Source organism: Rhodococcus sp. p52 (assembly GCF_000763325.2).
GTDB classification, from domain to species: domain Bacteria; phylum Actinomycetota; class Actinomycetes; order Mycobacteriales; family Mycobacteriaceae; genus Rhodococcus; species Rhodococcus pyridinivorans.
The window spans coordinates 1,672,574-1,685,107 of the sequence record NZ_CP016819.1; the positions used below are offsets into that span (position 1 = coordinate 1,672,574).

General features: G+C 68.6%; 15 protein-coding genes and 1 tRNA gene. 10 read left to right on the forward strand and 6 right to left on the reverse strand.

The window, feature by feature from the left end:
• The first annotated feature begins 56 nt into the window (after positions 1 to 56).
• On the forward strand, positions 57 to 656 hold the full coding sequence (locus IM25_RS07690) for a putative glycolipid-binding domain-containing protein (RefSeq protein WP_084294980.1): 600 nt from the start codon (positions 57 to 59) through the stop codon (positions 654 to 656).
• Here the strand turns inward: IM25_RS07690 and IM25_RS07695 are convergent.
• On the reverse strand, positions 653 to 1,999 hold the full coding sequence (locus IM25_RS07695; RefSeq protein ID WP_065995928.1) for an amidase: 1,347 nt from the start codon (positions 1,997 to 1,999) through the stop codon (positions 653 to 655). The two genes, IM25_RS07690 and IM25_RS07695, sit on opposite strands and share 4 nt — an antisense overlap.
• Positions 1,987 to 2,949 (reverse strand): prephenate dehydrogenase, encoded by a 963-nt coding sequence (locus IM25_RS07700; RefSeq protein ID WP_065996491.1) that lies wholly within the window; start codon positions 2,947 to 2,949, stop codon positions 1,987 to 1,989. Before IM25_RS07700 ends, IM25_RS07695 begins: the two co-directional genes overlap by 13 nt.
• Positions 2,950 to 2,997: 48 nt before the next feature.
• Between IM25_RS07700 and IM25_RS07705 the strand changes: the two genes are divergently transcribed.
• From IM25_RS07705 to IM25_RS07720, 4 genes are all read left to right on the forward strand, one after another.
• Positions 2,998 to 3,558: a tRNA adenosine deaminase-associated protein gene (locus tag IM25_RS07705; protein ID WP_024102735.1), complete on the forward strand. Its 561-nt coding sequence runs from the start codon at positions 2,998 to 3,000 to the stop codon at positions 3,556 to 3,558.
• On the forward strand, positions 3,559 to 4,035 hold the full coding sequence (locus IM25_RS07710) for a nucleoside deaminase (protein ID WP_019290311.1): 477 nt from the start codon (positions 3,559 to 3,561) through the stop codon (positions 4,033 to 4,035).
• 46 nt (positions 4,036 to 4,081) lie between these two features.
• A tRNA-Ser gene (locus IM25_RS07715) sits at positions 4,082 to 4,172 on the forward strand.
• Positions 4,173 to 4,422: 250 nt separating this feature from the next.
• Positions 4,423 to 5,226 carry an alpha/beta fold hydrolase gene (locus IM25_RS07720; RefSeq protein WP_033097949.1) on the forward strand — a complete coding sequence of 268 codons (804 nt, stop codon included), beginning with the start codon at positions 4,423 to 4,425 and terminating at the stop codon, positions 5,224 to 5,226.
• Here IM25_RS07720 and IM25_RS07725 read toward each other — a convergent pair.
• Positions 5,180 to 5,800 carry a hypothetical protein gene (locus tag IM25_RS07725; RefSeq protein WP_232333423.1) on the reverse strand — a complete coding sequence of 207 codons (621 nt, stop codon included), beginning with the start codon at positions 5,798 to 5,800 and terminating at the stop codon, positions 5,180 to 5,182. The two genes, IM25_RS07720 and IM25_RS07725, sit on opposite strands and share 47 nt — an antisense overlap.
• A 69-nt stretch (positions 5,801 to 5,869) precedes the next feature.
• Positions 5,870 to 6,667 (reverse strand): SDR family oxidoreductase, encoded by a 798-nt coding sequence (locus tag IM25_RS07730; RefSeq protein ID WP_006552535.1) that lies wholly within the window; start codon positions 6,665 to 6,667, stop codon positions 5,870 to 5,872.
• A gap of 95 nt (positions 6,668 to 6,762) precedes the next feature.
• Here IM25_RS07730 and IM25_RS07735 point away from each other — a divergent pair, with 95 nt between their 5' ends.
• Entirely contained in the window at positions 6,763 to 7,257 is a 495-nt protein-coding gene (locus IM25_RS07735) for a metallophosphoesterase family protein (protein WP_006552534.1), read from the forward strand.
• Between the two features lie 63 nt (positions 7,258 to 7,320).
• On the opposite strand, the gene IM25_RS07740 is transcribed toward IM25_RS07735, so the two are convergent.
• Positions 7,321 to 7,863: a TetR/AcrR family transcriptional regulator gene (locus IM25_RS07740; RefSeq protein ID WP_033097947.1), complete on the reverse strand. Its 543-nt coding sequence runs from the start codon at positions 7,861 to 7,863 to the stop codon at positions 7,321 to 7,323.
• 98 nt (positions 7,864 to 7,961) lie between these two features.
• Here IM25_RS07740 and IM25_RS07745 point away from each other — a divergent pair, with 98 nt between their 5' ends.
• Positions 7,962 to 9,506 (forward strand): MFS transporter, encoded by a 1,545-nt coding sequence (locus IM25_RS07745; RefSeq protein ID WP_112319922.1) that lies wholly within the window; start codon positions 7,962 to 7,964, stop codon positions 9,504 to 9,506.
• 9 nt (positions 9,507 to 9,515) lie between these two features.
• Positions 9,516 to 10,202: a YceI family protein gene (locus IM25_RS07750; protein WP_006552531.1), complete on the forward strand. Its 687-nt coding sequence runs from the start codon at positions 9,516 to 9,518 to the stop codon at positions 10,200 to 10,202.
• Here the strand turns inward: IM25_RS07750 and IM25_RS07755 are convergent.
• Positions 10,183 to 11,130: a sterol desaturase family protein gene (locus tag IM25_RS07755; protein WP_033097946.1), complete on the reverse strand. Its 948-nt coding sequence runs from the start codon at positions 11,128 to 11,130 to the stop codon at positions 10,183 to 10,185. The genes IM25_RS07750 and IM25_RS07755 overlap by 20 nt on opposite strands.
• Before the next feature lie 197 nt (positions 11,131 to 11,327).
• On the opposite strand from IM25_RS07755, the gene IM25_RS07760 reads away from it, so the two are divergent.
• Both IM25_RS07760 and IM25_RS07765 read left to right on the forward strand, forming a co-directional pair.
• Positions 11,328 to 11,792, forward strand: coding sequence for an RrF2 family transcriptional regulator (locus IM25_RS07760; RefSeq protein WP_065995929.1), 465 nt, complete (start codon positions 11,328 to 11,330; stop codon positions 11,790 to 11,792).
• A 96-nt stretch (positions 11,793 to 11,888) separates the two neighbouring features.
• The gene (locus tag IM25_RS07765) at positions 11,889 to 12,482 is read left to right on the forward strand and encodes an acyl-CoA-like ligand-binding transcription factor (RefSeq protein WP_006552528.1); all 594 of its coding nucleotides are present in this window, start codon (positions 11,889 to 11,891) and stop codon (positions 12,480 to 12,482) included.
• Positions 12,483 to 12,534: the final 52 nt, after the last annotated feature.

Consider the following 12,534-nt stretch of genomic DNA (forward strand, 5'->3'; position numbering starts at 1 on the left):
GACGAATCACGGCACCGCTGCCCACCGTGTGCGCTTCGTCGCATACCGTATAGACCGTGAGCACCCCAGCCTCTGACGCCACCGGTTCCGCGTCGACGTGGCCCGCGCTACTCACGTGGCGTGCGGCCGATGCGTCTCGGATGGAGTCGGTACGAGTACAGCTCTCCGGCCGCCGCATCAAGGCGTCCGGTCGCATCGTGGGTGCGGAGTGCACCGACCATCCGGCCTTCAGCGCGTCGTACGACCTGGTGACGGATGAGAACGGTGTCCCCCGCCGATTGTCGGTGCGCACCACCCTCGCTTCGGGCGAACGGCACATGTCCCTCACTCGGTCCGAAGAGGGCATCTGGATGTCCGACAACGGCATCGACCATCAGCGGTCCACCTTCGGCGGGGCGTTGGACGTCGATGTGGTGTTCAGCCCGTTCTTCAACGCCCTGCCCATCCGCCGGCACGACCTGCAGGCCGGAGCCGACGACGTGGAGGTGCCCGTCGTCTACGTCAACCTCATCGATCTCAGCATCGAGGAGGCGACGGTCGTCTACAGCAGTGCGTCCGACGGCATCCATGTGCTGTCGCCGCGCTCGTCGTCGTCGGTGACCGTCGACGAGGACGGCTTCGTCCTCGAGTACCGAGGACTCGCCTCCCGCATCTAGGGCTGTCCCGACGCCTCCACCGCCATCGCCACGGCGAACGCGGCCGATTCGGCGGGGTGGCTGCCGTGCCCGTGCGTGCCGCCGGTGAGGCCGACGATCTGGAGTCCGCCCGGCGACGCCCCGCCGTCAGGAGCCGGCACCGACAGGGCGGGGACACCGAGGACGCTGAACGGGATACACATCTGCAGCAGCGGTGCGCGCAGCTCGACGGGATCGCTCGTCAGCGGCGCCGAACGCACGCCGGTAGTGACGGTGATCAGCGCGTCGAGCTTGTCCACGGTGCGGAGGCGGTGCACGACGTCGTGACGTAGTCGCGCCACCGCCCGGGCCGCGTGGATGTATTCGTAGGCCGGCCGGTCGCGTTGCGCGGCGAGCAGAGCGGCCGTCGGAGGCTGGTAGCGGTCGGGATCGGCTTCGAACCACGCGCGATGCGTCTCGTATGCTTCCGAGCCGGTGACCACGGGATACAGCTCGAGCATCTCGTCGGTCTCGGGCAGTTCCACGTCGACGACGCGGGCGCCCAGATCCGTGAGGGTGCGGCACGCCGTCTCGACGGCCTCGTCGAAGACGGGTGACAGATCCCAGATGCCGCCCCGCAGGCGTCCGATGCGCAGTTCGGAGACCGGGGTGCGCAGGTGCGCGATGCCCGGAAGGGCGCCCCACGCGAGTGAGGCGTCCAGAGCGTCGGCGGCGAGCAGACCGACGTGGTCGAAGGTCGTCGACAGCGGGAACACGCCCTGCTCGGGCAGGGCACCGAAGCCCGGCTTGAATCCGACGATCCCGCACAGTGCCGCCGGGGTACGGACGCTGCAGCCGGTGTCGGTTCCCAGCGCGACGGGCACGACGCCCCTCGCGACCAGCACTGCGGAGCCCGACGACGAACCACCGCTGATCAGGTCCGGGTTGTGGGGGTGGGGGGCCGCGCCGGACACATTGATCGACCCGGTGGGCCCGTAGGCGAACTCGTGGAGATGGGTCTTCGCCACCACGATGGCTCCGGCTTCGCGGAGCTTCTCGATGACGCGAGCATCGCGCCGGGCCGGAGGCGCATCGGCGAGGACCGCGCTGCCGCAGCGGGTGGGGAACCCGGCGACGTCGATGTTGTCCTTCACCGCGACCGCGACGCCGTGCAACGGGCCGATCCAGCTCCCGGCGGCGATCTGCTCGTCGGCGAGGGCTGCGGCTTCGAGCGTCGCCTCGTCGTTGCGGGCGGCGACGGTGTTCCCCCAGGGGGTCCCGACGAGGGCGTCGAGTTCGGCGAGAACCGAGCGGACGTGTTCGGTGGGGGTCGTCTTGCCGGTGGTCAGCGCCGAGGCGATGTCGCGGAGGTTCATCGTGTCCACACTCCACCGCGTCGTCCGGCCTCGCGGAACGCTGCGATCCAGCCCTCGTCGCCGGGCTGCGTGCCGACGATGGGGTCGCGACGGCGCTGTTCGTAGCGGGTCCGAGCCGCGTGACCGGCGCGGGTGAGTTCGGAGGTGCTGCGGTCGGCCAGTTGCTCCCGGGCCGTTCTCAGCACCTCGAGTGTCTCGTCCAGCGCGACCAGCAGGGCTTCCGCGTTGCCTTCGCACATCGCGTCGACCAGGGCCGGGGCCGTCGCGGCGACCCGTGTGCCGTCCCGGAAGGAGCCGGCGGCGAGACCGAGTGCGAGATCGCCGCCTCCGGCGCCCGAGAGGGCCAGCGCTTCGGCGAGGAGATGGGGGAGATGGGAGACTCGCGCGACCGCCGCGTCGTGCTCCCGGGATTCGGCGGGCACGACGACGGAGCCGCAGTCGAGCGCGAGGTCGGCGCCCTGCCGCCACACCTCGGGATCGGTGCCGTCGTCGACGGTCACCACCCACACCGCGTCGCGGAACAGGTCGGCGGTCCCAGCGGTCCAGCCGGACTCCGCCGTACCTGCCATGGGGTGTCCACCCACGAAACGCCGCGACAGGCCGTGAGCGGCGACGGCAGCGGCCACTTCCGCCTTGATGCTCACCACGTCGGTGAGCGCGACCTCGGGGGCGTGCTCGGCCACCGCCTCGAGGATGCTGCCCACTGCCGGCATCGGCACCGCGATCACCACCAGGGCGCTGGTGTCGGCTGCGCGACGCAGCGTGGCCGTGAGGTCGGTGGACGCGTCGAAGCCGTCGGCGACGGCGGCCTCCACGGCCTGCGACGACCTGTTGTAACCCCACGCCTGCCTTCCGGTGGCCGCGGCGGCGCGCAGCAGAGAACCACCGATCAGACCGAGGCCGAGGACACAGACGGGCGGGGAAGAGACGGCTGAGGACACCTCATCAGGTTGGCATATCCCGTGCTGGGCTTCATTCACCGGACGTGGCCGACTACCGTTGCGCCCATGGCTGCACAGCGTGTAGGGAACAAGAGCCCTTCCGTGACCCAGAGCGGGAACCCCGCCGGGAATTCGAGCGACGACCTCGACGGCTTCGCCGTCGCCGTGACGCGGGAGGAAGGTCGTTGGAAGTGCCGGGTGTTGTCCGGTGCCGCACTGACGAGTCTCGATACCGCAGTGACCGAGTTGCGGGAGCTGAGAAGTTCCGGCGCAGTCTTCGGTCTGCTGAATGTGGACGACGAATTCTTCATCATCGTGCGTCCCGCACCTGCGGGAACGAGGTTGCTGCTGTCCGACGCGACGATGGCCGTCGACTACGACATCGCCGCCGACGTCCTCGATGCGCTGAACATCGAGATCCCCGATATCGATCCCGACGAGCTCGACGACATCGAGCCGTGGGAGGAAGGCGACCTCGGCATCCTGGCCGACATGGGTCTGCCCGAGCCGGTGCTCTCGGTGATCCTGTCGGAGACCGACCTGTATCCCGACGAGCAACTCGACGAGATCGCCCAGCGACTCGGTTTCGACGACGTCCTGGGTAACACCCTGGACAAGCTCCGTTAGATGGGGCTGCGCGACGACGAGGCATTGATCCGGGTCGCGCTGGAGGCCGCCGCTGCCGCGCCCGCCGGTGACGTACCGGTGGGCGCGGTGGTGTTCGGGCCGGACGGCACCGAGATCGCGCGAGCGGCGAACTCCCGCGAGGCCACCGGCGACCCCACAGCGCACGCCGAGGTGCTCGCTCTGCGCGCGGCAGCGCAGGTCTACGGCGACGGATGGCGTCTCGAGGGCGCAACCCTCGCCGTGACCCTCGAACCCTGCACGATGTGCGCGGGAGCGTCGGTGCTCTCCCGGGTATCGCGGGTGGTCTTCGGGGCGTGGGAGCCGAAGACGGGCGCCGTCGGGTCGCTGTGGGACGTGGTGCGCGATCGGCGCCTCACGCACCGTCCGGAAGTGCGCGGTGGTGTGCTCGAAGCCGAGTGCGCGGCCGTGCTCGAGGCGTTCTTCCGGGAACATCGAGGGCCGGCTTCGGAGCTGTGACCAGGCGATTTCAGGATGAGGCCTGCAATCCGCTAGAGTCGTCAGCGGTGGCGTGACCGAGCGGCCGAAGGAGCGCGCCTCGAAAGCGCGTGACGGGTAACCCCCGTCCGTGGGTTCAAATCCCACCGCCACCGCCAGAGAGCCCCTTACCTGTTAGTGCAGGTGAGGGGCTTTTCTCATGTCTGCAGGTCGCCAAGGCCGGGGTCCGAAGCATCCGCTACGGCTTTTGCTATCCGCCGCAGCAATTGCTGTGGCGGATAGCGAACTTGATTGCGAGTGGACTGCGGAGTCGACGAAGCGCCCGAGGGAGTGTGGGTCGGGCTACCTGCATCCGCCCAGGTCTTCCGATAGGTTCGCGTCTGCATGCTCGCAATCGGAAGGGGAACTGTGAATCGCGTCTGCTCGACGATCGTCGGCCCCGCCGAATCCGACGTCCCGCCGGCCGTTCTCGTGCACGGGGTGCTGGCCTGGGGAGACGACGAGACCTACGGATTCGGTCGGCAGCGGCCCTTGGGGGCGTCACGTCGGCTGATCCTGATGGACCGCCGCGGGCACGGCGACTCGCCGGATCTCGACGGGGCCCATCGCACCGACTACGAGGTGGACGCCGCCGACATCGTCGAACTGCTCGGTGACGGCGCCCATCTCGTCGGACATTCGTACGGTGCGGTCGCAGCGATGCTCGCGGCGGTGGAACGGCCGGACCTGGTGCGGTCGCTGTGCCTGATCCAGCCCGGGTGCCTGAAGGTTGCGGAGAGCGAACCGGTGGTCGCCGAGAACCTCGTCCGCGCTCGCGCGTCCCAGGTGACGCTCCCGCCCGAGCTCACTGCGGAGGACTATCTGCGTCTCATCACGGAGAGCGTCGGCATGCCGCCGACGGAACCCACCCCGAAGCGACTACGCGCAGCGGCGACGTCGATGCGGGAGAGACCGTGCTGGGACGCCGACATCCCCCTCGAGTCGCTCGCGGCGGCGCCGTGGCCGAAGCTCGTCGTCGTCGGTGACTGGGCGGGCGCACCCGACGAGTACAAGCGGCTGGCGGGAGATCCGCTGACGGTCACGGCGCGGGTCGTCGCCGACCGGATCGGGGGAGAACTGCTCGAAGTTCCCGGTTTCTACCCGCACGTCCAGCAGCCGGAACGAGTCAACGAGGCGCTCGAGGAACTGTGGAGTCGGGCCGACGCCCGGTGACGAGAGGTCGGCCGACGGCGTCGGCGGCCATCACGGCGAACATCCACAGCCCCGCCGCGACACCGGCGACGGCTGCCACGGCAGGCGATGCGAGACCTCCTGCCAGACCGACGATTCCGATCACCAGCATTCCCCAGCCCATGACCCGGAACATCGCGCGGCCGAAGGCCCGTGCGAAGGGAACGAAGTGCGCACCGACGACGCAGACCACCCACGCGACCGTCAGTTCCGAACGATCGAACAACGCGAGAAGCCTTGCGCCACCGACGATCAGCACGACCATGGCCGCGACCGACACGAGGTAGATCGTCGATGCCTGCTTCGAGGGCGGCTCCAACTGCTCGAAACTCCGCGGTCGTATGAGCACGGCCCAGACGAAAACAGCGATGGCGCAGAACCATCCGACAACGACGATCCAGGTCCACGGTGATCCCAGAGTGGCACCGTTCACGAGCATGAAGGCCGACGCGCCACCCGCGCCGATCAGCGCTCCCCACACCTCGGGACGATGGGTCGCTCGGTAACCCCTCGCCGTTCCCGGCCCGAATCGCTCCGCAGGCGGTGTCGTGCGCATCCAGTTCCCCCATTCCGAGTCGACCACCGATCCGCCGGTGGACGCTAGCGGATGGGCGGCCGGTCGTCGTCAGAGTTCGCGCCAACTCCCGTCGTTCATGTCGTGTCCGTGCGCGGCCATCAACATGAGGCCGCCGTCGACGGGGATCGAGCGCCCCGTCAGGTACGACGAGCGTGGGGACGCGAGGAAGGCGACGACGGAGGCGACCTCGTTGACGTGCCCGGGACGTCCGGTGGGGTTGCCCGGTCGCTCCTCGTGGAAGGCCTCGGATTCGTCCATGCCGGTCATGGGCGTGGAGATCTCACCGGGAGCCACCGAGTTGACCGTGATGCCGTAGCGGGCCCATTCGAGGGCGAGGCACTGCGTGAGCATGCCGAGGCCGGCCTTCGCCGTGCAGTAGGCGGAGGCGCCGTAGCGGGGGATGTGCTCGTGGACGCTCGTGATGTTGACGATGCGGCCGCCGCCCCCGGAGTCGATCATGTGTCGCGCGGCGCGTTGGGAGCACAGGAACGGGCCGTCGAGGTCGGTGGAGAGCATCTCCCGCCACCGTTCGAAGGACAGGTCGAGCACCTCGTCGCGGTGTCCGGTGCCGGCGTTGTTCACCAGCACCCCGAGACCGCCGAGCTTTCCGGTGAGTTCGTCGATCACATCGGCGGTGTCCGGGCTGGTCAGGTCCTGTCGGGCCACGAAGCACCGCTGTCCGCGCTGTTCGACCCCGGCGCGGGTGTCCTCGGCCCCGGCCTCGTCGGTGTGGAAGGTGATGCCGACGTCGAACCCCTCGGTGGCGAGCAGTTCGGCGGTCGCCTTGCCCATGCCGGAGTCGGCGCCGGTGACGATGGCGAGTCTGTCGTGAGCTGGAGTGGTCATGCGTCGTGGTTACCCATGAGCGCCCGCGGCACACTGCGAACCCACGGCAGACCGTGACCCCACGGCAGACTGTGACCCCACGGCAGACTGGGGCCATGCGACTGCTGCTGCTCGCCGACACCCACGTACCGACGCGCGCCCGCGACCTGCCGTCGCAGGTGTGGGACGAGGTGGCCCGCGCGGACGTGGTGATCCACGCGGGCGACTGGATGGACGTGACACTGCTCGACGCGCTGGAAGAGCGGTCCCGGCAGCTGGTCGCGTGTTGGGGCAACAACGACGGTCCGCTCCTGCGGGAACGGCTGCCGGAGGTCGCGCGGGTGACCCTCGACGGTGTGCGCGTCGCGGTGGTGCACGAGACCGGGGCGTCGACCGGGCGCGACAATCGGATGGCCGCGGCCTATCCCGACACCGACGTCCTCGTCTTCGGCCACTCGCACATCCCCTGGGACACGACCGCGCCGAGCGGATTGCGCCTGCTCAACCCGGGGTCACCCACCGACCGGCGTCGGCAGCCGTACTGCACCTACATGACCGCGACCATCGACGACGGCGTGCTCCGCGACGTCGAACTGCATCGGCTCGGGTGAGGGCGATCGAAGGGGAGGTTGTGTGCGTATTTTCGCGAACGGACGCACGCAACCTCCCCGAACTCAGTCGCTCGGGCCGATCAGTTTCCGCACGACTTTCAGGAGTTCGTCGACGTCCTCGGGCGGCGTCGTGCTTGTCTCGCCCGACATGGCGGCGCCGTAGTAGAGCCCGTCGCCGATGAGCATCACCGCTCGTGCCGCAGCGGGATCGGTGACCTCGTCGGACAGTGCCTCGAACCAGCCCTGATGGATGCGGCGCAGCGCCTGCTGGGCGCGCGGGTTCGCGGTCTGGCTCAGGCGGGTCAGGGCGACGATGGCCCGGTCGAGCGGGGTGTCGGCGAAGACCGAGGTGCGGATGTAGTAGGTCGCCGGTCCTTCGGGAGCCGTGCGCATCAGTTCGGCGTCGTCGGCTGCGAGTGTCTCGAGGTGTTCGGCGAGAGCCGCGACGAGGGCGTCCTTGGACGGGAAGTGATAGAGCAGACCACCTTTGGACACGTTCGCCGCCGCGGCGACGGACTCGAGTGTCGCGGCGCGCTCGCCCTGCTCGAGCAGGATCGCCACGAAGGCGTCGAGAAGTTTGGCGCGGGCGGCAGGGGCAGGTGGCACGGCCCGATCGTACGACGTGGTTACTGTACCGTCCAGCTGGTACAGTAACGACGGTTCGATTCCTCTCTCGCGAAAGTTCGATATCCGTGGCGACATCTGTGCCTGTTTCGGAACCCACCGTGACGAAGGCGGCTCCTCGGGACTGGGTCGCGCTCGCGGTACTGATGCTTCCGGTGCTGCTCGTGTCGGTCGACAACACCGTCCTGGCCTTCGCGCTGCCCGGGATCTCCTCCGCGCTGCAGCCCACCGCTGCGCAACAGTTGTGGATCATCGACATCTACCCGCTGGTGCTCGCAGGTCTGCTGGTGGCGATGGGCAGCCTCGGCGACCGCATCGGGCGACGCCGCCTGTTGCTCATCGGCGCGACCGGATTCGCCGCCGTCTCGGTCGCTGCGGCCTACGCACCTTCCGCGGAACTGCTCGTGACCGCCCGCGGTGCACTCGGCTTCTTCGGGGCCATGCTCATGCCGTCCACGCTGTCGTTGCTGCGCAACATCTTTCTCGATGCCACCCAGCGCCGTCTCGCCATCGCGATCTGGGCCTCGTGTTTCGCGGCGGGCGCTGCACTCGGGCCGATCATGGGCGGATTCCTGCTCGAACATGCCTGGTGGGGCTCGGTCTTCCTGTTGGCCGTGCCGGTGCTGATCCCGCTGCTCGTGCTCGCGCCGATGTTCGTCCCCGAGTCGAAGGACCCGAATCCGGGCCGCATCGACATCGTGAGCATCGCGCTGTCACTGCTGACCCTTGCGCCGATCGTCTTCGCGATCAAGAAGATCGCCGACAGTGGCCTCGGTGCCGTCGCCGTCGTTCCGGCCGTGGTCGGTGTGGTCGCGCTCGTCGCGTTCGTGCGCCGGCAGTTGCAGCGCCCGAACCCCATGCTCGACGTCCGTCTGTTCCGCGTGCCCACCTTCTCCGGTGCCGTCGCGGTGAACCTGCTGTCCGTCGTCTCCCTCGTGGGCTTCCTGTTCTTCGTGTCCCAGCATCTGCAACTCGTGATCGGACAGAGCCCGATGGAGGCCGGACTGAGCCTGGTCCCGGGACTGGCGGTGATGGTCGTGGCCGGGATGTCGGTCGTCGCGCTCGTGCGGTGGGTGCAGCCGTCGTCGATCATCGTCTGCGCGCTCCTGCTCTCGGCGACCGGCTACGCGCTGGTGTTCCTGCTCGCCTCACCGTCGGCGCTCACCCCGATCATCGTGGCGTTCGCGGTCCTCGGCGCGGGTATCGGTGCGGCGGAGACGCTGTCGAACGACCTCATCGTGTCGAGTGTCCCGCCCGCGAAGGCCGGTGCCGCGTCGGCGGTGTCGGAGACGGCCTACGAGATGGGTGCCGTGCTCGGTACGGCGATCCTCGGGTCGGTGCTCTCCGCGTCCTACACTGCGCATCTCCTGCTCCCTGCCGGGCTGAGCACGGAACAGTCGGAGGTTGCTCGGGAGACGCTCGGCGGCGCCCACGCCGTGGCCGGGAACCTGCCCGCCGACCGGGCCGACGCGTTGCTCGCCGCAGCAGGATCGGCGTTCGACAGCGGCGTCACGATCACCTCCGGGATCGGGGTGGTCCTCATGATCGCCTCCGCCGGAATCGCGTGGCTCACGTTGCGCCCCCGCAGTGACGTAGCACCCCACACGGAATCCGACATCGTTTAAATTTGCAGGATGCGGAAACTGGTGTGGGCGCTCGTCGCCGTCGTGGTCGTGGCGCTGCTCGGCTTCTTCGTCGCCCCATGGGTATACGGGACGTTCATCGCCGAGGACGACGCGCCCGCCGCGTCCGTCTCGACCGAAGGTGCCGAAGCCGCGACCGGTGAGCTCGACGGGGAGTGGACCGTCGTCGAGGGTGCCGAACCCAACCGCACCGCCGCCGGCTACACGGTGCACGAGATCCTGCGCGGGGCCGACGTCACCGTGGTGGGCAGCACCGATCAGGTCTCCGGTTCGGCGACCATCACCGACGGCACCCTCGAGGCCGCCGAGGTCGTCGTGCAGGTTGAGGGCATCACCACCGACAGTGGCCAGCGCGACGGCCAGTTTCGCACTCGGGTGATGGACACCGCGGCGCACCCGACGGCGACGTTCGCCCTCACCGAGCCCGTGGATCTGACGTCCCTGCCCGACGACGGCAGCATCGGTTCCGTCACCGCGACCGGCACGCTCACCCTGCGCGGCGCCGAACGGCCCGTGACCGTCGACGTCGACGTCCTGCGCACGGGTGAGCGTCTCGTGGCGTCGGGGAGCATCCCCACCACCTGGACCGATTACGGCGTGGAGCCGCCGAACCTCGGATTCGTGACGGTCGACGGCGCGGGCAGCGTCGACTTCCTCGTCACGTTCGAGCAGAACTGACGTTCTCGGTCTCCTCCTCGTGGGTCTGTTTCGGCGCCCAGCCGGGCGGGCCGAAGGCGTAACCGAGCTTGTCGCGGAACGTCCCGGCCGTACGCCAGTCGCGGGCGATCGCCCGGTACTCGTGCGTCTGCAGATCCCAGATGTTGTACGTGCCGACGGACTTGGTGAGCCCGTAGGTGGGCCGGTGGTCCTCGGCCTTGAAGGTGCCGAACATCCGGTCCCAGATGATGAGGATGCCCGCGTAGTTGCGGTCGAGGTAGTCGGGATCGGAGCCGTGGTGCACCCGATGGTGCGAGGGCGTGTTGAACACGAATTCGATCGGGCGGGGGAGCGTGCCGACCCGCTCGGTATGCACGAAGAACTGGTAGACGAGGCTGACGGAGAAGCCGACGAAAACCATCCACGGTGGGATGCCGATCAGGGGGAGCGGCAGCCACATGATGATCTCGCCGCTGTTGTTCCACTTCTGGCGCAGCGCGGTCGCGTAGTTGAAGTACTCGCTCGAGTGGTGCGCCTGGTGGGTCGCCCAGACCAGGCGGACGCGGTGCGCCATCCGGTGGTACCAGTACCAGAGGACGTCGATGCCGACGAGCAGGATCACCCACGTGTACCAGGCGTCGGCGGGCAGGTGCCACGGCGCGACGTAGACCCACAGGGCCGAATATCCGACGAGGGCCAGCACCTTCCATGCGGCGCTCGTGACGATGGAGACCAGACCCATCGAGATGCTCGCGCGTGCGTCCCGCTTCTCGTAGCCGCCGCGGGGGGGGCGGGTGCGTCCGTCGGGGCCCGGCTCGACGTGTTCGAGGGTGCGGGCCGCGATCCATTCGAGGATCAGGAAGGTGAGGAAGGCGGGAATCGCCAGGGTCACCGGATCGTGGAGGGGGTCGAGCAGCGACCCCCACGATTCCTGCAGGGTTTCCCACATCGCAACGACCTCCGATAGCTGTGAACAACCGTCCACATTACCGCTGGTGTGGCTTGCATCACCAGGGCCCTCGAATCGGGACCCGGGTGGCGACTCGCGTCCTCACGATTCCGGGTGGTTCGGTATTGCTGGTAGGAATTGACCCGTCCCGTCGAGACGGGCCGGCCGACGACATCAGGCAGCGCGAGAGGCATGGCATGCACATCACCGCGAGGGTCGACTACGCCGTGCGGACCCTGCTCGAACTCGCGGCGATCGAGGACGGTCGCCTGACGAAGGCGGAGACCCTCGCGACGGCGCAGACCATCCCGCACAAGTTCCTCGAGGCCGTTCTCGCCGACCTGCGTCGCGGTGGGTTGGTGAACAGCCGGCGGGGACCGGAGGGCGGTTACTGGCTCCCGCGACCCGCGACCGAGATCTCCATTGCCGACATCATCCGCACGGTCGAGGGCCCGCTGGCGTCGGTGCGTGGCGAGCGGCCCGAGGACGTCGTCTACAGCGGGGCGGCCGAACGGCTGCAGGACGTGTGGATCGCGGTGCGTGTGAACCTGCGCGCCGTGCTCGAAGAGGTATCGCTCGCGGATGTCGTCACGGGAGACCTCCCCGGTTTCGTAGAGGATCTTACGAAGGATCCGGGCGCCTGGGAGCGTCGCCGGGTGTGAAGCCCGCGATAGGCCGGGAACGCCTGTGGGTGATGTCATAAATTTGCATGACTCTGCAAACTTACAGAACTCTGCAAAATCAGTAACCTGGATGGAGTGACCATCACTCCCGGCCTGCGCGACCGCAAGAAGGCGGCCACTCGTGCGGCTCTCGCGACCGCCGCGGCCGAACTCGCTCGTGAACACGGTCTGGCCGCCGTGACGGCCGATGCGATCGCAGCGCGCGCGGGTGTCTCGACCCGCACCTTCCACAACTACTTCGCGAGCAAGGAAGACGCCGTCCTCGCGTATCTCGAGACTCGGGTCGAGGAGTGGATCGACCTGCTGCGCGATCGTCCCGCCGACGAGGACATCATGGATTCGCTGCTCACGGTGGCCCTGGACGTCGTGCAGAACCCCGACTGGCCGTTCGGCGAGATCGTCGCGTGCATCACCCTGCTCGAGGAGAGCAACGTGCTGTTGTCCCGGCAGATCGAGGTCGAGCGGCGTTCGTCGCAGTTGCTCGTCGAGATCATCGCCGAACGCACCGGCACCGACCCCGATGCCGACCTGTACCCCTCGCTGCTGAACTACGCCGCCATGGGCGCCGTGCGCGCGGCCATGGAGACACACGCGACCGGGACGACGGACCGGTCGGTCGAAGAGCTCATCCGCGAGGCGTTCGACCAGCTCCGACGCGGATTCTCCTGATTCCGGACCTCTGCCCGTTCCGACCATCCGACCCCACCAGGATCTTCCGACA